The sequence below is a fragment of the Gilliamella sp. wkB108 genome (genome assembly GCF_001690195.1).
Taxonomy (GTDB): Bacteria; Pseudomonadota; Gammaproteobacteria; order Enterobacterales; family Orbaceae; genus Gilliamella; species Gilliamella apicola_L.
Window position 1 is genome coordinate 1 of record NZ_LZGM01000120.1, and the last position, 22,059, is coordinate 22,059.

Sequence of the window (22,059 nt, forward strand, 5' to 3'; positions counted from 1 at the left end):
GGTTAAATGAGGAAATAATACGGAATTATTATTTATAATAATTATTTAAATATAAAATATTTGTAATAGGCATGAAGTATAAAAAGAGGATACTATGAATAAAGGATTAACTAATTTCATCAATCAGTTAGACGAAGGTTTGAGTCATGGACGAATTGATATAAGTCACAATCGTTATACCTTAACCATTGATGCCTTATCCAATCCTATCTCAATCTTACAAGTTAAAAGCAATGAACAACTCAACCAACCTTGGCACTACATTATCAATTTCACCAGTGCTGACAAAGCTATCGCCGTTGATACGGTACTAAACCAAAATGCATCATTTACCTTTAATCCGGTTAGTCATCATCCCTTTTTATCCGCAATCAGTTCACTGAGTGCGCTACCTGTGGAGGGGCAATCACGGGTACTGCATGGGGTTATCACCGGTTTTAGTCAGCTCTCAGTCAATAAAGACGAAGCACATTATCAGGTCATATTATCTTCCCGTTTAGCGTTATTATCCTTACAACACAATAGTGCAATATTTCAAAATCAAAATGTCGTCAGTGTAGTTGAAGCGGTACTACGCAGTCATGGTTTTACCGGCGTGGATTACCGGTTGGAGCTGAAAGAGAGCTATCCGATAAGAGAATTTATCACGCAATGGCAAGAGAGTGATTTGGAATTTATACAACGCTTACTGGCGGATGTCGGTATCTGGTTTCGTTTTGAAAATCACAGCGAGCATCACTGTGATGTAATGATACTCAGTGACTATGAGCAAGGATATAATAACGTCGGTAAGATTGACTACAAACTACCGACAGGGACTATAGACGGCAGTACCGAGAGTGTCTGGGATATCGCCTTACACAGTCAAACGGTCGAATCCTCAGTAAAAGTACAAGATTATAATTACCGTTATGCAGGAACTAATTTAATTGATGAAATTAATATCCAACCGAAAGATAACACCACATATGGTACCGATTACCGGTATGAAGAGCATTATAAAAATAATGGTGGAGATATCGAGAGTGGTTCATGGTATGCCAAAATTCGCCATGAACATGCCATCAGTAAACAGATAATTATAAAAGGTCACAGTAACTGTTACACCTTAGCACCGGGGCAGCATATCCGCATCACAGACAACCCTTTACCTGAAATGCAGGAAGGCTTTGTAATTTTAAGTGTAGCCGGGCAAGGCAACCGCACGGATGCTTATGAACTCACCTTTACTGCTATTCCTTATCAGGTGTTAAAACCTTATCGTCCGGCGCCGATAGCTTGGCCACAAGTTGGTGGGACATTGCCGGGCAGGGTGACCAGTCCGGATAATGATACTTATGGTTATATTGACACACAGGGACGTTATCGGGTCAAACTGAATTTTGATTTAAAGAGCTGGAAGAATGGAGAGGAGAGTTTATGGGTAAGACTGGCGAAACCTTATGCCGGTGCAACTTATGGTTTTCACTTTCCGCTTATTGATGGCACTGAAGTGGCCATAGCCTTTATGGACAGCAATCCTGACCGGCCTTATATCGCGCATGCTATGCATGACAGCAACCACCCAGACCATGTAGCGACAGCGAACAAACATCGTAATGTCATACGTACACCGGCTAACAATAAACTGCGCATGGATGATAAACGCGGAAAAGAGCATATCAAACTTGCCACCGAATATGGCAAGACTCAACTCAATCTGGGGCATTTAGTTGACCAAAATAAAGAACAACGGGGTGAAGGCTTTGAACTGCGCACTGACGAATGGGGTGCGATTGCTGCGGATCGTGGTTTATACCTCACCAGTCAAACTGAGCCTAAAGCGCAGGGAAAACAGCTGGATATGCAAGGAGCGATTACTCAGCTGGAAAATGCGCTCTCGATAGCTAAAGCGTTACAAAATGCCGCCACCCAATCACAGGCGCATACCGCTGACACCGACAGTCAGGACCAACTAAAGACCGTGTTAAGCGGACTAAGTCAAAGTGGCATACTTGCTTATGCACAAGAAGGGATAGCCCTAACCAGTCCGGAAGATATTCAACTATCAACATGTAATAATCTCACTATGACTGCAGAAAATCAAACGGATATTAGTGCATTAAAAAATATCACGTTATCATCGGGTGAAGCAATAGGTGTATTTGCGCATAAATCCGGCATGAAACTATTTGCCAATCAAGGTGATGTTGAAGTTCAGGCACAAAATGCCAACCTTGCTATGGCGGCTAAACAAGGTGTTAAAGTTGATAGTGTCGACGGTAATATAACAGTAACAGCTAGTCAAGATATTACCTTAATTTGCGGAGGCTCATATATCAAAATCAACAGTCGTGGTATAGAGTTAGGTACACCAAGCAATGTTTATTTAAAATGTAATGCCATGCAAAAAATGGGGACAGCACACAAAGATATTAAAAAAGAATTACCCGCCTTGTGTACTGGTGTACAGCAAGATGAAGCTGAAAAACATGCTATTATTGTGGAAAGAAAATGATGATTAAAACGATTTTAGATGAGGATATTAATAAAATTGTTATAAATCAAATTCAACGTTTTGCTAAAATGTATTTATTAGTTGATCCGAAAATTAATGATGATTTTTTCTTCAATCATGATTTCGAATTTGAATCAGTTGTACCGATTCGTGATAGACAAGATACTGTGTCACCAGATTATGAATGTCTTCAGCTATGTATGATAAAAAAAGGGGCAACTTATATCGATCAAGTTGTTGCTGAGTTAAAAAATAATAAATCCTCAGCAATAGCGCTAATTGCTTCACCATATGCTATTAAAGACATACAAAAGCATATCAGTAATGCTATGTTTGTGTCATACAATGCAGATTATTATATTTTACGCTTTTATGATCCACATGTTTTAATACATTTAGTTAATATATTTTCTGAAAAACAATTGGATAAACTATTGGGTAGTATTGAGTATTGGTATTATTGGCAAGATTCTTATATAGAATTACATCATAAACCTGAATTAATATTATCGGATATAAATTATCAAATAACAGCGAAACAATGGCAAAAAATCAAAATATCACAAACTTACAATGCTTATGAATATAAGATAGTTAAGCAACAAAAAAAACCATTATCTGAAAATCAAAAAAATACATTAAAACAACTTTTGGATTGGTTTTATAAAACAACATTTAATAAACCAGACCAACAAAAAATGGATTGTATTGTCAGTTATGCTATGGTCCAATCAGAACAATCTCATCCCGAAATTGATTACAACTTACTTGATGATCTGATAAAAAATCAAGATATTAATCAATTTGAATATTATTTAAATGATTTAGATAAGGAATAAAATATGGCACAGCTTGAAGAATTGATTGAACTTATAATGGCTGCAAAAATAGCGGAAAAAAATTCTGGTAGACGATGTCCAAAGTGTCAAGAAAAGGAAGGGGATTTAATTGTACTTCCAACACGTTTGTCAATTACTGGTTACATAGGGAAAAATAAAATTTCTGAAAAAGAAAAACTTAAAATAGATATCGAAGTCCCACCATTACCAAATTTTGCTCAAAAAATGGTTTCGGATTTACCATTAGAATATTCAAATTATTGCATACAGATGTTAAGAGAAGGCTATTTATATGTACTTGAAGATAAAAAAAATGGTGAAAAAAAATGGCGAGTCTTTACTTCAAGTCCCGTTGGTTGCTTAATTGAACATAATGATATTAACAACATTCCTAATATACCTCCAAAATATAACTGTAATGTTGATACAGATGGCGCTGATGCATCATATATTAGTTTTAAAAACAGTAAAGATATCTTTAAAATCTATTTCATATTTAGCCCCAACAAAATAAGTAAAGCTAGTTTGGCTTTTTATCAAACCTCTCCCGAATTTGAACTACAAGGCTTAACTCCAGATCAAATCCGAAGTGGTCAAAAGTCCATAAAAGGTGAAGATCTTATGTCTCAGATTTTAGAGTTTTCAACTTCACTAAAAATTGGTGAGCAAAATTCATTTTTACATAGCAAAATTCCCTGGGATTTTAAATTAGGCGAACGAAGCAAAGCTGAGCATCAAAAATATTTAACAGTAGAGATTTATAAAAAACGTACTTCTTTTAATGATTCTGATATAGAGAATTATTATGCGCGATATTTATCTCTTTATAAAAAACTGATAAAACGTAATGGTGTAGCTATTGTGGTGAACGATGCTATCGGTATAACCCAAAGTTTAAATTATCGTCGTAGTCAAGTTTACGAAGTATATATGAAACCTTGGTTGCAAGCGAAAGATAATGAAGGCGTTTCTAACGAACATCGTTTAATCATTTTAAGACAACTGTCAGCATTTAAAGAATCATTTACCTCTCACAGAATAAGACAGTTAATAAAACAAAATAATTCATTAAAAAATTTTTCTCGTTATGGAATGGATAAAGTACAAGTACCATCTGCTGTCGATATGTCTGAATACGAACGGACAAAAGTCTTTGAAAAAATGGAAGAAAATATAATAAAAAATCAAACCGAAGAACTATCACAAAAAGAATTACAAGAATTGTATTGGAGTCGATTATCCCAAGAGAAGATCGATAATTTTGAAAAAGAAATGAATGATTATAGTCAATATGCTGAAAAAATCGCGGAATACCGTGCCGATGATTATATAAAATGGTTGAAATCACCACAATTAATGTCTGCATTAGATTTATATGATAGTACTGAGGTATTAAGTGGTATCGAGTTTAAATTACAAATGAGTTCTTGTTTACATGGTGCTAGTGGTTCAGAAAAAACTTGTGAAGTCCTTGATAATTGGTGGCTTGAATCTGAGATAACCCCAAAGAATATAATTATGCGAACTTATTTCTATAACAATAAAAGTTTAATTAATGATGTTAATGAATATCTAAAAATACAACAAAACATTGAGATAAGCAATGCATCTGAAAGAAAAGGCGATACCCCTGAAGTTGATAAAGCTATCAAATTACTCATCAAGATAACAAAACATATAAACCGAACAACCAATTCAACTATTAATCAGTTAGCAGAAAGAGGCTATCCAATTGCATTATTATCGGTCGCCTTTGCTGATTTAGCTAGATGTTTTTTAAAAAGTGTTACCAAAAAACTTACTCAGACAATTCAGAACTCTTTAGGTAATCTGCTTTTGGCAAGTATTGAAAAGACCGCACATCAAATGTATAACTTAGGCTTTAATATTAATGGAGATACATTTAATGTTGTAGGGAAAGCTGATGCGTCGATGATCATAGAAGAAGCGAAAAATAATTTTCGAAATGCTGATCTTGTCAATACTTATACTGCTATGATCGTATTTGTCTTTAGTGCTTACGATACATATAAAAAATTAAAAAATGGGAAATGGAAAAATAGTCGAGAATTAGCTGAGTTAACGACTTCTATTATAGCTAGTACCGCAGCAGGATTCCAGATAGTCACGAGTGCAATAAAATATTGCATTGGTGATGAAGAATCTACTGTGGCAAAGGTAGTTTATATTAGCTATGGTCGAATATTTTTTTGGGGGTCAAGCTTGATGATGATTGCAGGCGGAATGTCAGCGATATTAGATTTGTTCGATGGCAATAAAGCGAAAGAAGAAAATAAAGTTATCTATTTAGCATATTATGCAAGATGTTTTGCAACGACTTTGTTAAGTATTTCACAATTTTTGCTGGTTTTACGGTCTCTAATTCCATGGTTAAATAATATTATCTCAAACAGCATTAAGAACACTATTTGGGTACATTTAGCTAAGTTCGGAGTTTTAATAGCTCAATTAGTTCGTTATGAACGAATCGCAATTATATTAACTGCTTTAAATTTTTATGTTTCATTTTTTATTATCGTTGTAAGTTTGGTGATTATTATTTTTGATGATAATGCCTTGCAAAAATGGTTTGATCGTTGCTGTTTCAGCAAAAAGTTAGCAAACCGCAAAAAGTTTGAAGATTTAGGCGAAGAATTAACAGAATGGAATAAAGCACTAGAGGTAGCTTTTTGAATTTATATCTGAGAATTTTTATTATATTTGGGTAGTGCTATAAAAATCGTTATTTACGGATAAGATATGGGATGTTTGAAAAAATTGATTCATTCGGAAGTTTTATACTTAACATCCCAAATATTATGGTAGTACGATAGTCTTCAAGTAATAAAATATTTTGCTGTACAACTTTTGATATGAAGAATCCTATAACTTTTCATACATATCAAACTAGCTTCCTTGTTGTGCATATGGCAGAGTAGGTAAATATACCTAAAGGGCGTGGGATTATAAAGGTGAATGGGAGTTTATCTATCGTTATATGGTGCTTTGTTATGATAATCTAACAAAAACCCATTTAAGTACTCGTTTAACGTTGCTCTTTCATGGTTTCAGATGTCATATACAAACATATGGTACATGTTGTAAAAATACGCCAAGTACTTTTTATGGTTTTATGCTAATACCGATATTTTAAAATTATTCCTTTTTTATTCTTTGGTTATGGTTACTTTATTTCCGAATGTTTATCTGGATAACCACGCTGACCAAAGGATACCCGAGAAACCAGTAAAATAGGTAAATCAGTGCCGAAGGAAATTTCTTTATCAGACTATCTATCGAAAGTATATCTAGCAGTTTTAGATAATTATCGAGAATAAAAAGTTATTAATGATTAAACAGGCGAACTTATCGATTATAATTAGTTTAAAAGACTCCTAAATAAAACAAGTACATCCGAAAAAGAATTGAAAATAGAGATCGCTAGAATATATATTGGTGAACCTTTATTATAGTTAATAGTATAATTAAAACTGAAACCGTAAAAATACAAATGAATCATACCATGCTTACTCATTCCATAAATTGTAGTCAAATTATCTTTATTTTGGTGTTTTGTCTTTCACGTTTTATGAAAAATAGTACTTAAAGATAAAATTTATTTTATTTAAATGAAGCAATAATTTTATTGAAGATCATTTTCTTTAAGATGAAGATTTCAAAATTTAATTAAGTAAACTCTAATAAAATCAATTAATAATAATTTAAGTATTTTGAAAATAAGTGGTACAATTTTTCTTCTTTTAATTTTTATATAAATGAATGTGATGAAACAAATAAAGATTTTCCTTATTATTTTAAGTAGCATACTGACTTTAGTTGCTTGTTCTAAGCCTGATTCAGTAGAACATTGGATCGATAACCCGACATCTAACGAGATAACATTAAGTATTGATGATAATCAATTAACTATTTCTGCCAAATCAGGTATTAAATATAAGATTGGATATGGTAAACATAGCTTATCTTACAATAATGAAGCGGTTAATTTTGTAGTTAAACCTTCAAAACGAGAAGGTTTTATAAATCCAACGCAAAGCAATTATATTTTTTATAAAATAATTTATGTTGATGATAATTATGCTGCTGTGGTGCGTAATGTGGATAGTTACCAAAAAGATATTCAATACAAAACACCCGTGATAATAAATGGTGAATTACATGAAATGGAAGTTCCTTTTACGGTGATTAATGATTTATTTATTGAAAAAGATACATATGCTTGGGATTATTTTCTTGACGAGAAACTTCCTAGAACAGTGAGTTTAAAAAACCGTTCTATATCTGTACAAACTAAATTATTTCGCGAAGATGATTTCCTTAAATATATGAGGGAAGAGGGGCTTGATCAGCAAATTAGTTTTCCTTCTAATCGCAAAAAATTCAATGAATTACCGAAGACTATTATTCCTACTATTGACTTAGATTCTATCAAATGTCCAGAAGGACGAGTGGATGCTGAAAAGAAAATTACTGCTTGGAAGCAGATATTTAATTTATCTGGTAATGATTTCGCTGAAGAATATGATAATTTAACTTCAATAAATAGTTCTGTAGCCGAAAGAGATATAGAAAATAAATGTTATCAAGATTATAGTGATGATGATGGTTTTAAAGAAGCGATAAATAAGATTTATAGTATTTATTCAGGTAAAACATATTTAAATTTCTTTATTGTTGAATAAGATAAAGTTAGTTTAATTTCATATTTATATAACTGTATTTTTTAGACAGCGTTTGTAAAGCATAGCGTCATATTAAAAGATGTTATGCTAGGTTTTTGAAAAATTGTTCATTAGTTTACTGATGCTGTTTTAAATTAATACAGTTGATCTGATTAGCACATCAAATCTTCAAAGCACTTTAAATTGCCGAATTCATCAAGCATTAAGATAACAGTATTATGTCATCAATATTGTAAATAGTAGAGAATATCAAAATATTATTGATACAAATCACATAAAAACTATAAAAGCCTTTTCTTGCATCTAAATCAATATAATACTTGTGGTAATCATATTAAAAATAACCAGAGGGATAATTTATGAATAAAACAAAGCTAAAAATAGCAGCAGTTTTATGCAGTATGCTTCTAAGTGCATCAGCATCCTTTGCCTCAATCGAGACCCCGAAGGAATTAAAAATGATAAGTTATAATGCCTACTGTGGTATGAAATTGGATGACACAGAAACCAAAGATAAATTTATTGAGTGGGCAAAAGCACAAGATGCCGATATTATTGCTTGGCAGGAAATGAATCATTTTACACGTGAGAAACTTGAAAAATTCGCAGCAGCATATGGACATAAATATGCTGTTTTATTGAAAGAAAAACCGGGGGATGATGCATTTTTCTCGGTTGCTATCACATCTAAATATCCTATTATCAACGTTAATAAAGTGGTCGACAATTTATGGCATGGTGCTTTGTATGCTGATATTGGTAATTATCATTTTGTTGTTACCCATATGAATCCGTTTTGGACAGCAAAAAGAGTTGATGAAATTAATTTAATTATTGATTCGATAAAATATAGTCGAGATCCCAATGGTAAATGGATTATTGCTGGAGATCTAAACTCATTTTCGCCAGCGGATAAAAATGATTATGATAAAAGTAATCTTCTTAATGATATAAAAGAAAAAGAGAAAAAGAGCCCCATTCTTGAAAATCTCGTCGATGGTCAATTAAGTTATACTGTCCAACAAAACCTAATTGATGCCGGTTTTATTGATGCGTTAAAACTAAAACATAAAGAGTTTATTGCAACAGCTCCAACTAAAGTATTTTATGATCAAGCATCAACACCTTTACGTTATGATTATATTTATGTTTCACCTAAACTTAAAAATAATGTCGTCGATGTCAAAGTATTAAAAGATGATTTTACAGATAAATATTCTGATCATTACCCTGTTCAAATGATAATAAAAAATCAATAAAGTGTTAAAATGAAAAGCCATGTTGTAAGAACATGGCTTTTTTATGGCAACTTTATTTGATAAAGCTATATGAAGTAAAAAATTAGAATTATGATAAAGATCGATATCAACACGGATTATTTGTTTTAGTATTTATAAGATTATTAAATAAGTACATCATTGATAAAAATTACTAAAGGATAACTACATGAAAAGAAATATTTTTATTTTGGCTTTCACCAGCCTGTTTTTGATGTTTTCTAATGTTTATGCCTCAGACATATCTACAGATTTAGTCATAACACAATATCAAAGCACGCCTAACAAAAAATATATTGCGACGGAACAACCTCAAATTACGGTTGCTAATTTTAATATTGCCGGTGGATTAAGAAAACATAAAGTAGATCTCGATACGGTTGCTACTGCCATCAAGGTTATGAATGTTGATATTATTACCCTAGAAGAGGTGGATCAAAATACGACACGCAGTGATGGTTTAGATCAAGCCCAAATTCTTGCTGAAAAAACAGGTATGTATTATGCCTTTGGTAAAGCAATTGATATGCAAGGTGGTAATTATGGTAATGCGATATTATCTAAATATCCAATAGAAAAAACCAAAGTCTTTCAGTTACCGTCTGGCGATTTTGAACAAAGGGTATTAATGTTAAGCAAAATCAATGTACCGGGTTTTGATTCTCCTATTTATGTGTTTAATACTCATTTTGATTGGCATGAAGAAGATGAAGTAAGAATGTCACAAGCTCGATTTATCAATAGCATTGTTTTTGACGATATTGATTTAGATGATGAATTTCCAGATCTAGCCTCAGGAATAAAATTATTGTTAGGTGATTTCAATTCAGTTAAAAGTGACAGAGTGATTAAAGAGTTAGAGAAATATTGGGATTTAGTTAAACAAGATAATGTGGATACCAGAACATGGCCAGCGGCAAATCCTGGCTTAGATCTTGATCATATTTTTACAAGCCGTAATCAAGTATGGAAGGTTGATGAATTAATCATTCCTAATGATGGGACATACTGGAAAGAGGTCCCATGGATGGTTGTAAGTGATCATATTCCAGTTATCGCTAAATTAAAATTGGTAGAACAGTAAACAATCGATGGGCAATAGGCCCATCACTTTATAATCAAAATACCTCTTTTATTATATTAATGCGTAATAAACGTAAATGTTTGGCGAGAAGTTTCAGGTTAGCATAACGTTTAAGTAGAAAAGCAAAAAAAGATAATAATATTAATTATAAGTTACAGTGTAACAAAGAATGGATTGCAGGTAACGATAATAAATGATAAAAATGACCAAGTTGGTCTCTTTTATGATAAATAAATATGGTAATCAGTTACTTTTTCATGATTAAATTCGTCCATAATTTATAAACGAGAGTTTCTATGTATTACGGTAGTTTTTTATGGGTCATGACCAATTTATCTGATAAGGAAATCGACGATGAAATTACAATTAGCTTTAGATGATTTAAGTTTAATCAATGCATTATTGATGATTGAAAAAGTACATGATTCAATCGATATTATTGAAATTGGTACTCCTTTTGTTATTGATGAAGGAATGAGAGCGGTAAGAGAAATAAAAAAACACTTTCCAGAAAAAGAGATTTTAGCCGATCTTAAAATAATGGATGCAGGTTATTATGAAGCGCAACTTGCTTTTAAAAATCATGCAGATTATGCAACAGTTTTAGGTGTTACAGATATTCTTACCGTTAAAGCCTGTATTGATGTAGCTAAAGAGTATAATCGAAAAATTGTTGTCGATATGATTTGTGTTGAAAATATGTCACAAAAAATAGCCCAATTAGAGGGGATTGGTTGTGACATTTTATCTGTGCATACTGGCGCGGATCAACAAGCAGCAGGTAGAGAGCCAATTGATGATCTACGAATAATGGTGGAACAGGTAAAAAAAGCACAAATCTCCGTAGCGGGCGGAATTAACAGTAACACAGCCCAGCAATATATAGAGTTAAAACCTGCTATTTTAATTGTTGGATCGGGTATTACACATAATCAAGATCCCAAAACAGAAGCAGCAATTATTAAAGAAATGATGAGAGGGTAAAATCAGATACAAAAATTGGTTATTTATCGTGTAATTCCGTTTAATATTAATTTTGAGCATCGTCGCATTGGCTGTCTGCGATTTTTAGTTTACTGACTTGCAAACTTTTATTAAATCATTTTTATTCATTGGATTAGCTTTTACCCTATTTCAGGATAGTACAGATAAATAATATCTAAAAATAAATAGTTTGGTCACATCTTTATCAAATATAACCACGACGCTTCAAAGCGTTAAAAAATAAAAGTAGGAGGTGTCTTGGTTATCTAATTGATAATTAGATATAAATTATCAATATAATTGTATATATGACTAATTGGTCTATTCATATAATTTTTATGTATTATCACGATTCACATTAGCTCACTATAATAGGTAATATTTATTAACCTCTTTTAATTCTAATATCAAATTAATCATCTTTGTGTAAGATTAAATTTGTACTTGGAGTAGTTATTGATTAATCATCATCAACTGATTTTAAATCAATAGAACACAATTGATAAAATTGACAAGTTATCAAAAAAAGTGGTTTATCAACTTAACATCGATAAAACAATAAAGTTTGAGGAGAGATAATGAAAAAATACTTTAACCTTGTTGTGTTCATATTACTTGGTTTTAGCTTAATAGCTTGCGATCAAAATTCAAGTACTGAAACATCATCCAGTCAAAATAAGAAAGAGATTATCGTTGGTTTACCACCTAGTATGCATAATATTTTAATGGAAAAAGTTGTTAAACCTGAATTAGAAAAAAAGGGATATACGGTTAAATTAGTCAATTTCAGTTCATTAAGAGATTCTAATACCGCATTAGTGGAAGGCAGTATCGATTTAAATGCCGCTCAACATCAAGCCTATTTAGATGTTTATAATAAAGAGACCAAAAATGATTTAGTATCTTTAGTTCATATTCCATCAATTTCAGCTGCTCTGTTTTCCCAAACTCATCATTCCATAAATGAAATAGCTTCTGGCCAAACAATTGTTATTCCAAATGATCCTTCCAATACAGCACGAGCATTATTGTTATTACAAAAATTAAATTGGATCACATTAAAACCAGACGCACAGTCTGGAACGGTTAGTTTAAATGATATTGTTGAAAACCGATATAATCTGAAATTTAAAACGGTTTTATCTGAACTTATTCCACGCATACTTGGTGAGGTTGATTATGCCATTATGCCAGGTGGTGTTGCATGGTTAAGTAAAGTTCCTGCGGATAATGCTCTGGTACAAGAACAACTATCACCTAATCTTGAATTAATGGTGGTTGTGAAAAAAGAAAATCTTAAAACACAATGGGCAGAAGATGTCAAACAACTTTATCAGTCAGATCTACTCAAAAAATTTATTACAGAAGATCCTGAAGCTAAGGGTAGATTTATTTGGCCGCAAAAATAAATAAGTTATTAATCAGAAACTAAATAAATGTATTGCCTGATATTGTAATGAGGGACGGTGAATCTTTATGCTGATCAATCTATCATTATAGAATTTGTACTGTTATAAGTAGCTAATAAAAAAAATCACAGGGCAAAAATAGTATTACGTTTCTATTTACAATCAGACAAAAGGTGATTAATATACGCGCCAATATTAACTGCAAAGGAGAATTCATTATGATTTGTTTAACTTACCTTTGCAGGCTTGTCACACAATAATTGAGTATTAACTTTTCTCTTTTACCTCAATTAATTCTTCTGATTTTAGCCTGCCAATCTTTATACCTATTATGTAAAGACAGCTCAATCTTGTTGATGTGAGTTTTGTGATTTGGTGTGGTTGAAATATTTTAAAATCTTAGTACCACTTGGCAATTTTTGTCATGACTAAGTTATTTTATTAAATTACCTTCATATTATCCAAATAACGATCTTTAAACATAATTCAGGTAACACAACAATTATATTTATTGAATGGATTGATATATGGACAATTCTATTAAAATGCTATCAGACAAGGTATCGATGATAGCATCCAAAAATACTTGGATAGACGGTTTAGCGATAGAACAATTATTAGCAACAGCCAGTTTACCCAAAATGAGTAAAATCGTCGGCATGCCAGATCTGCATCCCGGACAAGGTTATCCTATCGGTGCGGCATATTTAAGTCATGGGCTTATTTATCCTGCTTTAATAGGTAGTGATATTGGTTGTGGTATGGGATTTTGGCAAACCGATATTAATTTAGCAAAATTGAGTATTGATAAACTCGAACGTCTTATTGGTAATATCGATCAGCCTGATACACGACATCATTACAAACTTGGTACTATTGGGGGAGGTAACCATTTCGCTGAATTACAAAAAATCAGCAAAATTTATGATGAACAACTATTTCATCACTATAACCTGAATGCCAAAAAATTATTTTTATTAGTACATAGTGGCTCAAGAGGTTTAGGGCATGCTATTTTGCAAAAACAATTAGATCGTTTTGGGTATCAAGGGTTAGTGGAAAATAGTCCTGAAGCATTAAATTATTTAGCTAAACATGATAAAGCGGTGGCTTTTGCCCGATTAAATCGACAAATTGTGGCTGAAAGGTTGCTGATAAATCTGAAAACTAAAGGACATGAAGTACTTAACGTGTGTCATAATTTTTTACAAAAAGTGACGTTAGATCATCAAGATTATTGGTTACATCGTAAAGGAGCATCATCAGCCAATGATGATATTGTCATTGTACCAGGTTCTCGAGGAGACTACAGTTATTTGGTAAAACCAATTGAAAGTGCAGATTTGTTGTTTTCATTAGCTCATGGTGCAGGACGCAAATGGCGACGAGCTGATTGTAAAGGTAAACTAGATAATCGTTATACCGCAAATGACTTAATGCGAACTAAATTAGGGAGTCGGGTTATTTGTGAAGATAATAGTTTAATTTTTGAAGAAGCACCACAAGCTTATAAAGCGATTGATAGTGTAATTGAATCAATGCAACAAGCAAATATCATCACAGTGATCGCCCAGCTTACACCAATATTGACCTATAAAACACAAGGGGGAAATTAATGACACTATTATATTTCTCTGCGGCTAAAGGTCCTGATGAGTGTACTTTAGCCGTGGCTAAAGCTGTAACCCAATTTTTACAAGAAGCATCTGCATTGAGTTTGGTTTCAGAAATATTGGAAAAAGTACCAGGTAATAAATCTGGTACTTATCATTCAGTCCTTATTTCGATAGAAGGTGAGCTAAAAGAACAGTTGATTGCACGTTGGCAAGGCACTTTACAATGGGTATGTCAAAGTCCTTATCGTCCAAAACATAAACGCAAAAATTGGTTTATTGGGATCACATCAATAGCAAAACCTTTGGCAATAAGTGATAGTGCAATTCAATTCACTACCACTAAATCCTCTGGTGCTGGTGGTCAACATGTAAATAAAACTGAATCAGCGGTACGAGCAACGCACCTCGCAACAGGTTTAGTTGTAAAAGTACAGTCTGAACGTAGTCAACATGCCAATAAACGGTTAGCTAAATTATTACTTGAACATAAACTATCTGAATATAACACAAACCAAAAGCAGCAACATAAAACGACATTACACCAATACCACCAGTCTATACCTCGTGGTGATAGTGGTTTAGTATTTTATGGTGAAACATTTTGTGAACGAAAAATTTGACGAGAATTCATCAATTATGATTCGTCCGATTTAGGTTTTTTCAGCGTGTTATTGTTTAATAAAATCCGCTCTAATATGGCTGAATAGAGCGGCATACCACCAAGCGCTTGGGCGATTAACGTTGCGCCTAAACAGGTAATAATCATGGGTAAAATAAGCTGATAGTTATCTGACATTTCCATTACCAAAACGATTCCAGTTAATGGCGCGCGAACGGTTGCAGCAAATAATCCACCCATACCGATAATAGCACAAGCACCCAGTTCAATATCAAAATCGGGATAAGCTTGCTGAGCTATAAGCCCAAACGTTATACCAATAATTGTTCCTAAAGCCAAAGTAGGCGCAAATATTCCTCCGGGAGCGCCAGAGCTGAAACATAACACTGTGGTGATAAAGCGCAGCAACAAAATAATAAATAACATACTAATTGCATAATGCCCAAATGTGGCATCAGGAATAAAATCAAAGCCACTGCCTGTTATTTCCGGCATAATAAAACTCATCACGCCAAAGATCCCCGCAAGGATAAAACCAGTTAATAAAAAATGGTAAGACTTTTGTTGGTAAAACTGTTTATATTTTCCTTGCATAAAGAGTATACATTTATTTGAAATGACCCCTATACAACCAAATAGCGCGCCCAAAATTAAATAGAGCCATAAAGATTGAATAGGTACAGCATGAAAATGACCAATTTGAAAAACCGACGTTTGATTAAAGAGAGATTGATACATAATACTTGCCATAATAACACCGACAAATATGGCTTTAATTGAAGTTAAGCTATAACGAAATTGAGGCCTCATCTCTTCAATAATAAATAAGATCCCAGCTAACGGTGCATTAAAAGCAGCGGTTATCCCCGCAGCAGCGCCGGTGGCTAAAAAAGTATGTCGATAAGCAGTATTTTTTATTTTTAGCAAATCGCAAATCATCGCACCTACATTACCACCTATCTGTACTGTTGGACCTTCTCGTCCAAGAACCATTCCAGAACCTAACGCGCCTAAACCACCTAAAAATTTAACAGGTAACACGTATCGCCAACGAACGGGACGTAAATTCATTAACGCACCTTCGATCTCAGGTATGCCTGAACCTCCCGTTTCAGGTGCAAAGCGCTTAACCAAAAAGTAAGCAAAAAGCCCCATACAACCAGTAATAAAGAAAATAATTGAATAGTTTAAAAAACTACTATCAAAATAGTTAAAGAATAACGATTTACGAAGGGTAATAACCCAATTTACCGCATATTGGAAAAGAACACCGATAATTCCGGTTATAGAGCCTATAACACCCGCAACAATTAGCACTGTTAAAGGGGCTTTTTCTTGAAAACTTCTAATTTTGTGATAAAGGTGAATACGTTTTTTTAAGGATGAGTAGCTAGGCATTGAATTAATGATCTAAAAAATGAATTCGGATTTTACTATTATTTCAGAGAAAAACAAGGAATGGTAATTAGTCCGGCAGATTGATATAGTTGATCTGATTTAACTCGATCTAAATAAATCTATTTTTATTAGCTAGATAGTGAAATACACCTCACAAGTTAAACTCATCTGAACTCAGCACTTTTTGAATTTATGCAAGATCGCCTATTAATACCAAAACTAATATCAACAAATTGCTCTTTTTTACCTAACTAAAAGATGTATTTAATTAAATATTGAGTAATTTTAGTTATTCAAACAGTTTTCGAAGAAAAATTAAACAACATTTTCCTTTCTATTTATCACTAAAACCAATATACTTGCCTCCCTTTAATGAAAATGATAATGATTATCATTACTAATAGTGTGGTTAATCATAAATTTCAACTTATCTTTTTAACAATTGAGAAATTTTTAAGAAAGGAATAAAACATGAAATATAAAAAAACAGGTATATTGTTGTTCTTTATGTGTTTTTCCCTCCATGCAAAACCTATAATCGGAAAGAGTGTGGTAACGGATAATGTCGTTGAGCAGAAACAATTATCAAAACAAGAAAAAAATAAAACTAATACTCATGAAGATATTGATGATGTCATTACAGTAACGGCTTTACCAACGTCTAAAGATGAATTAAAAAAGATAAATAGTGTTATTGCAGGCCGATCAACACTTACCTCTGGTTTAATAGAACAAAAACAAGCGGATAATGTTGCAGAATTGTTGAATACCTTACCAGGCGTGAGTTCAGCAGGTTCAATTAGACCTGGAGGACAGACCTTAAACATCTGGGGATTTGAAAAAGTTGAAGATGTAAAAATAATTGTAGATGGCGCACAAAAAGGATTTCAAAAATATCGACAAGGATCAGTTTTTGTGGAACCAGAATTACTTAAGAGTATTGAAGTAAACAAAGGTCCTCATGATGTCAAATTTGGTAATGGTGGATTCGGTGGTGCAATTAGAATGGAAACTAAAGATGCTGCGGACTTATTAGATCCAAATCAACTTGTTGGGGCATTAGTTAAATATGGTTTCCATTCTAATAATCATCAAAATATGGTTACTGGTGCTGTTTATGGAAGAACTGAGAATGATATGTTTGATGCTCTTTTTTACTACAATAATCGCAATAGTGGCAATTTTAAACGACCAGATGGTTCTCGCTTTGTCTTTTCTGAAGATGATATGGATACTTATATGGGGAAATTTAACTTCAGACCTAACGAAGAACATACATTTACTATATCCGGAATTCGATCTAAACGTGATTCATGGCAACCATGGGCATCTAAATATGTTGAGAAAATAAATCCGCCTACTGCAGCTCAAATTAAGAAATATGGTTATAAAGGTGCTTGGTTAAGAAAAATGGTTAATCGAGATCAAACTGATGACTCAGCACAGTTCAAATGGAATTATCAACCTACTTATAATCCATTAATTAATTTAACTTTACAAGCAACGTATTCAAAAACTAAACAACATGATACCCGTCCAGCTAAATATGATGCAATTGCATCACTAGCTACCATGGGGAATGAAAGTTGGGTCAGTTATACTGATAAAACCGTAGAACTAGAAAATATTAGTATTTTTACTACAGGCCCAATTGATCATGCACTTAAAATTGGTACACAAGCTCATTTGCACGATCGCGATACTCTAATGTATTTAGATTCTTATTATAAGAAAAAGAAAGCGAGCCATAATTATGGTTATTTCCAACCTGCCTATATGCCTTCAGGTAAGCAACAGAATTATAGTTTCTATATCCAAGATGAACAATCCATAAGTGATTTTGTATTCACACCAAGTCTTAGATATGATTACGTACGCAACCATGGTAAAAAGAATTATGCTCCTGCTTATAGTGATCCAGATCCTCGCTTTGGACATAATTATTCACCAGTTACTTATACTGGTTGGACGCCTAGATTCGGTACTTATTGGCAAGCAACGCAAAATGTTGGCTTTTTCGGTGATATTAGTTATGCTTGGCAAGCTCCAACCATTGATGAAAGTTATGAAGTCCAATTTACGCCTAAATACGGCGGTACAGGTAAAATTTCAGCAACAAGTCGAAATTTGAAAAAAGAACGTAATATGTCAATTAGAGCTGGGAATATTTTAGATTTTAAAAATCTTTTATTTGATGCGGATAAACTACAAGTTAGAAGTACATTTTTTAGGCAGCAAGTAAAAAATGAGATATTTATTACTAGAGGTTACGATGGTTCAATTTGTGGTCCCGGTAAGTATTGTCCTTTAGGCCTATCAAATTATCATAATGTTCCTGGTAAATTGGTGATAAAAGGGTTTGAATTAGAAAGTTATTATGACAGTAAATATTGGTTTGCCAGTGGTACTTATTCAATTCAAAAAGGAACTCGAGACACAGTACCGCAAGCTCCTTGGGTTAATAAGAAAACGCAAGTAGCAACAATTGCACCGACAACAGCCACACTAACTACAGGTTTTAAAATACCTGAATGGAATGTAAGGGCAGGTTGGAATGGACAATTTGTCAGAAAACAAGATCGAACAGGTGGAAAATATCTTCAATATTATGCTTTAGGACCCTCATCAGGTTATACGTTACACAACTTATTTGCTAGCTGGCAACCTCCTTTTTTACCTAAAGCAGAAATTAAGTTAGCAGTTGATAATCTGTTTAATAAAGATTATCGATTATATTTAGGTGAAAATACCTATGGATTAGGTCGTAATATCAAAGCAAGTCTTTCATATAAATTCTAGATTTGATGCAAGTTCGACTAACATTCTGCCAGTTAAACTGGCAGAAGATGCTACTTTTGGTGATTTAGAACTATTTACAAAATTATGACAACATCAATATATTTTATATATAACCACAAGTTATCTTCGCTTACTAACATATAAATTAAAAATGTTCATTAGCTATAATTTAAATATAAGGAGTTAAAATGGATGTTATCGTAAGCCTAAAAAAAGCAAATAATTTAAGTACATTAAAATTTATATTTTTCTCGATTGTTACTTTAGATATATATGAGTTAGTGTGGATTTATCAAACTAATCAATCGATAAATAAACGACTTGGTGTGAAAGTAAAAAGCCAGAGTTATATTATTTTATTGAGCGTATTGGTTACCATTTCATTTTTAGATAATGTTCTTTCATTATTAGAACTAAATAATCCTTTTGAAAAATTTAATAATATCATAGAGATAATTAAATATTTAATGTTTGTTGAATGGTCAAATTATGCAAGATATGTATTAACTTATTATTGTTTAGGAGAATATAATATCAATGTAAAAACTAAATCCTTCTATATGATTCTATTTAATATTTACTATATAAATTATCTGATCAACTTTTTAGGAGATACAAAACATATAAACAAAGAACCACCTTTTTCGAAGAATAATAAATTAATATAAATCAGATTTATCATTATTCAACAGGTTACAGATAACTTAAGTATCCTTTGTAAAAGCTAACACTAAAATAATAAATAATAGTGAGAATAGTTATAATCAAATTAATGAAATTTAATGAATAACTTTACATTTATTCATTATGTTAAATTATTTAAACAATTTATCCTTGTATATGAATCGATCCTATTTATCGGTATTTTATGCCAAGCGGGTTATTTAATGATCCAAGATTTTAATTGACCAAATTTCTATGTAGCGTATCACTCAATTAACATAACCAAAAATCATCCTTGATGATTACATTATCTAGTGTGTCAATCTTACCGTTTTTTGTGACCAATTTTTTTAAAGGAATATTGGTAATATGAGTAAAAACAAAATAATCAGAAAAATATTATTCAATGCTTTATAATGTAAGAGAATTATTCACTTTTCATTTATTTAGGAACACTTCATGTCATTTGACTCTCTTGGCTTAAATGCTGAGATCTTAAAAGCTATTCAAGAACAAAACTATACAACACCAACACCGATTCAACAACAAGCCATTCCGGTCATCTTATCTGGTAAGGATTTGATGGCAAGCGCGCAAACCGGCACAGGTAAAACCGCTGGTTTTGGTTTGCCCATATTACAAAAGTTGATTGAGCTGCAAGCTAAAAACCCCAATCAGCCTGAAAGACGAAAGGGCAAACGGCCGTTATTTGCTTTAATCTTAGCGCCAACACGTGAACTAGCCGCACAAATAGGTGAAAATATACGTGATTTTAGTCGTTATTTAGCTATTCGTTCTTTAGTCGTTTTTGGCGGAGTTAGTATTAATCCTCAAATGATGAAACTACGTGGAGGTGTCGATATTTTGATAGCCACACCGGGAAGATTATTGGATTTAGTACAACAAAATGCAGTTGACTTATCCACGATCAAAACGCTAGTTTTGGATGAGGCAGATCGTATGTTAGATATGGGTTTTATTCATGATATACGCCGAGTCATTGCTAAGTTACCCAAAAAACGTCAAAACTTAATGTTCTCTGCGACTTTTTCTGATGAAATAAAAGTGTTAGCACAATCGATTTTACATTCACCCGAATCGATTGCCGTAGCCAAAAATAATAGTGCATCTGAGCAGATCACGCAATATGTACATCGTGTTGATAAACGTCGTAAACGAGAACTTATTTCTTATTTAATTGGTAAAAATCAGTGGCAACAAGTGTTAATTTTTACCCGTACTAAATATGGTGCCAATCACTTGGCCGATCAATTAACTAAAGACGGAATTAAAGCCTCAGCTATCCATGGTAATAAAAGCCAAGGCGCTCGAACCAAAGCATTAGCCGATTTTAAAAGTGGACAAATAAGAGCTTTAGTTGCAACCGATATTGCTGCACGTGGATTGGATATTGAATTATTACCTTATGTAGTTAACTATGAACTCCCACAGGTTGCAGAGGATTACGTACATCGAATTGGCCGAACTGGGCGCGCTCAAAATCAAGGTCAGGCAATTTCACTCGTTTGTATTGATGAACTTCCGCAATTAAAAGCGATTGAGAAATTAATTAAGATTCAGATCCCCGAACTAACCACCAAAGGCTTTGAAGTTGATCCCAAGATTAAAGCTGAACCTACAAAAAAAATAGCATCACGCAACGTATCTAAAAATAGTAATTCAGTACATAATAGATCATCACAACCAATCAAAAGTGGTTTGAAACGGCAATCTAAACACACCACTTATAAAAATAAACCAAGTTATACACAATAAAGCAAGAAGGAACACTACTATGGTAAATCGCAGCCGACGTTTACGTAAGAAATTACATATTGAAGAATTTAAAGAATTAGGTTTTACAATCAATTGGACTTTTGAAGAAGGAACTGATGAAGAAACCTTAGACAAAGTTGTCGATCTGTTTATTCATGAAGTCATTGAACCAAATGGTCTGGCTTATGAAGGAAGCGGGTATTTAAATTGGCAGGGTATTATTTGCACACAAAAGCTAGGAAATTGTACCGAAGAACATCGCAGTATGGTTATAGATTGGTTACAAAACCACGGACTAAAAGATGTTAAAGCAAGCCCACTTATTGATATTTGGTGGGATGAACTGAACTTTGATCAAAACTATTTTTAATAAACCAAAATAGCCACATTTGTGG

General features: G+C 32.8%; 15 protein-coding genes. 14 read left to right on the forward strand and 1 reads right to left on the reverse strand.

Features of this window, described 5'->3' with window-relative positions:
• Nucleotides 1-94: 94 nt before the first annotated feature.
• From A9G11_RS13325 to prfH, 10 genes are all read left to right on the forward strand, one after another.
• Nucleotides 95-2,497: a type VI secretion system Vgr family protein gene (locus A9G11_RS13325; protein ID WP_065620069.1), complete on the forward strand. Its 2,403-nt coding sequence runs from the start codon at nt 95-97 to the stop codon at nt 2,495-2,497.
• A complete protein-coding gene (locus A9G11_RS13330; RefSeq protein WP_065620070.1) occupies nt 2,494-3,336 on the forward strand; it encodes a DUF4123 domain-containing protein in 843 nt (280 codons plus the stop codon). The genes A9G11_RS13325 and A9G11_RS13330 overlap by 4 nt, the downstream gene beginning before the upstream one ends.
• A gap of 3 nt (nt 3,337-3,339) precedes the next feature.
• Nucleotides 3,340-6,030 carry a T6SS effector BTH_I2691 family protein gene (locus A9G11_RS13335; RefSeq protein ID WP_065620071.1) on the forward strand — a complete coding sequence of 897 codons (2,691 nt, stop codon included), beginning with the start codon at nt 3,340-3,342 and terminating at the stop codon, nt 6,028-6,030.
• Nucleotides 6,031-7,121: 1,091 nt separating this feature from the next.
• A complete protein-coding gene (locus tag A9G11_RS13340; RefSeq protein ID WP_065620072.1) occupies nt 7,122-8,039 on the forward strand; it encodes a hypothetical protein in 918 nt (305 codons plus the stop codon).
• Nucleotides 8,040-8,398: 359 nt separating this feature from the next.
• Nucleotides 8,399-9,298: an endonuclease/exonuclease/phosphatase family protein gene (locus tag A9G11_RS13345; RefSeq protein ID WP_081298576.1), complete on the forward strand. Its 900-nt coding sequence runs from the start codon at nt 8,399-8,401 to the stop codon at nt 9,296-9,298.
• A gap of 187 nt (nt 9,299-9,485) precedes the next feature.
• A complete protein-coding gene (locus A9G11_RS13350) occupies nt 9,486-10,400 on the forward strand; it encodes an endonuclease/exonuclease/phosphatase family protein (RefSeq protein ID WP_081298577.1) in 915 nt (304 codons plus the stop codon).
• Nucleotides 10,401-10,754: 354 nt separating this feature from the next.
• Entirely contained in the window at nt 10,755-11,384 is a 630-nt protein-coding gene (hxlA, locus tag A9G11_RS13355; protein ID WP_065620073.1) for a 3-hexulose-6-phosphate synthase, read from the forward strand.
• Nucleotides 11,385-11,962: 578 nt separating this feature from the next.
• Nucleotides 11,963-12,793, forward strand: coding sequence for a MetQ/NlpA family ABC transporter substrate-binding protein (locus A9G11_RS13360; RefSeq protein ID WP_065620074.1), 831 nt, complete (start codon nt 11,963-11,965; stop codon nt 12,791-12,793).
• Nucleotides 12,794-13,320: 527 nt separating this feature from the next.
• Nucleotides 13,321-14,409, forward strand: a complete 1,089-nt coding sequence (locus A9G11_RS13365) for an RNA ligase RtcB family protein (protein WP_065620075.1) — start codon at nt 13,321-13,323, stop codon at nt 14,407-14,409.
• On the forward strand, nt 14,409-15,029 hold the full coding sequence (prfH, locus tag A9G11_RS13370; protein WP_065620076.1) for a peptide chain release factor H: 621 nt from the start codon (nt 14,409-14,411) through the stop codon (nt 15,027-15,029). Before A9G11_RS13365 ends, prfH begins: the two co-directional genes overlap by 1 nt.
• 14 nt (nt 15,030-15,043) lie before the next feature.
• Here prfH and clcA read toward each other — a convergent pair whose 3' ends face one another.
• Nucleotides 15,044-16,426: a H(+)/Cl(-) exchange transporter ClcA gene (gene clcA, locus A9G11_RS13375; RefSeq protein WP_065620077.1), complete on the reverse strand. Its 1,383-nt coding sequence runs from the start codon at nt 16,424-16,426 to the stop codon at nt 15,044-15,046.
• A 471-nt stretch (nt 16,427-16,897) separates the two neighbouring features.
• Between clcA and A9G11_RS13380 the strand changes: the two genes are divergently transcribed.
• The 4 genes from A9G11_RS13380 (at nt 16,898) to A9G11_RS13395 (ending at nt 22,034) form a co-directional block, all read left to right on the forward strand.
• The gene (locus A9G11_RS13380; protein ID WP_065620078.1) at nt 16,898-19,225 is read left to right on the forward strand and encodes a TonB-dependent hemoglobin/transferrin/lactoferrin family receptor; all 2,328 of its coding nucleotides are present in this window, start codon (nt 16,898-16,900) and stop codon (nt 19,223-19,225) included.
• Nucleotides 19,226-19,413: 188 nt separating this feature from the next.
• Nucleotides 19,414-19,893 (forward strand): DUF4234 domain-containing protein, encoded by a 480-nt coding sequence (locus tag A9G11_RS13385; protein WP_065620079.1) that lies wholly within the window; start codon nt 19,414-19,416, stop codon nt 19,891-19,893.
• Between the two features lie 454 nt (nt 19,894-20,347).
• A complete protein-coding gene (locus tag A9G11_RS13390) occupies nt 20,348-21,664 on the forward strand; it encodes a DEAD/DEAH box helicase (protein ID WP_081298578.1) in 1,317 nt (438 codons plus the stop codon).
• A gap of 19 nt (nt 21,665-21,683) precedes the next feature.
• Complete coding sequence (locus A9G11_RS13395; protein WP_065620080.1) at nt 21,684-22,034, forward strand: YggL family protein; 351 nt, start codon at nt 21,684-21,686, stop codon at nt 22,032-22,034.
• Nucleotides 22,035-22,059 lie beyond the last annotated feature (25 nt).

What these genes read in the sequence shown, in the direction of transcription:
- A9G11_RS13325 (WP_065620069.1), top strand. Translation starts at nt 95, where the DNA reads ATGAATAAAGGATTAACTAATTTCATCAATCAGTTAGACGAAGGTTTG.
- A9G11_RS13330 (WP_065620070.1), top strand. Translation starts at nt 2,494, where the DNA reads ATGATGATTAAAACGATTTTAGATGAGGATATTAATAAAATTGTTATA.
- A9G11_RS13335 (WP_065620071.1), top strand. Translation starts at nt 3,340, where the DNA reads ATGGCACAGCTTGAAGAATTGATTGAACTTATAATGGCTGCAAAAATA.
- A9G11_RS13340 (WP_065620072.1), top strand. Translation starts at nt 7,122, where the DNA reads ATGAAACAAATAAAGATTTTCCTTATTATTTTAAGTAGCATACTGACT.
- A9G11_RS13345 (WP_081298576.1), top strand. Translation starts at nt 8,399, where the DNA reads ATGAATAAAACAAAGCTAAAAATAGCAGCAGTTTTATGCAGTATGCTT.
- A9G11_RS13350 (WP_081298577.1), top strand. Translation starts at nt 9,486, where the DNA reads ATGAAAAGAAATATTTTTATTTTGGCTTTCACCAGCCTGTTTTTGATG.
- hxlA (WP_065620073.1), top strand. Translation starts at nt 10,755, where the DNA reads ATGAAATTACAATTAGCTTTAGATGATTTAAGTTTAATCAATGCATTA.
- A9G11_RS13360 (WP_065620074.1), top strand. Translation starts at nt 11,963, where the DNA reads ATGAAAAAATACTTTAACCTTGTTGTGTTCATATTACTTGGTTTTAGC.
- A9G11_RS13365 (WP_065620075.1), top strand. Translation starts at nt 13,321, where the DNA reads ATGGACAATTCTATTAAAATGCTATCAGACAAGGTATCGATGATAGCA.
- prfH (WP_065620076.1), top strand. Translation starts at nt 14,409, where the DNA reads ATGACACTATTATATTTCTCTGCGGCTAAAGGTCCTGATGAGTGTACT.
- clcA (WP_065620077.1), bottom strand. Translation starts at nt 16,426, where the DNA reads ATGCCTAGCTACTCATCCTTAAAAAAACGTATTCACCTTTATCACAAA.
- A9G11_RS13380 (WP_065620078.1), top strand. Translation starts at nt 16,898, where the DNA reads ATGAAATATAAAAAAACAGGTATATTGTTGTTCTTTATGTGTTTTTCC.
- A9G11_RS13385 (WP_065620079.1), top strand. Translation starts at nt 19,414, where the DNA reads ATGGATGTTATCGTAAGCCTAAAAAAAGCAAATAATTTAAGTACATTA.
- A9G11_RS13390 (WP_081298578.1), top strand. Translation starts at nt 20,348, where the DNA reads ATGTCATTTGACTCTCTTGGCTTAAATGCTGAGATCTTAAAAGCTATT.
- A9G11_RS13395 (WP_065620080.1), top strand. Translation starts at nt 21,684, where the DNA reads ATGGTAAATCGCAGCCGACGTTTACGTAAGAAATTACATATTGAAGAA.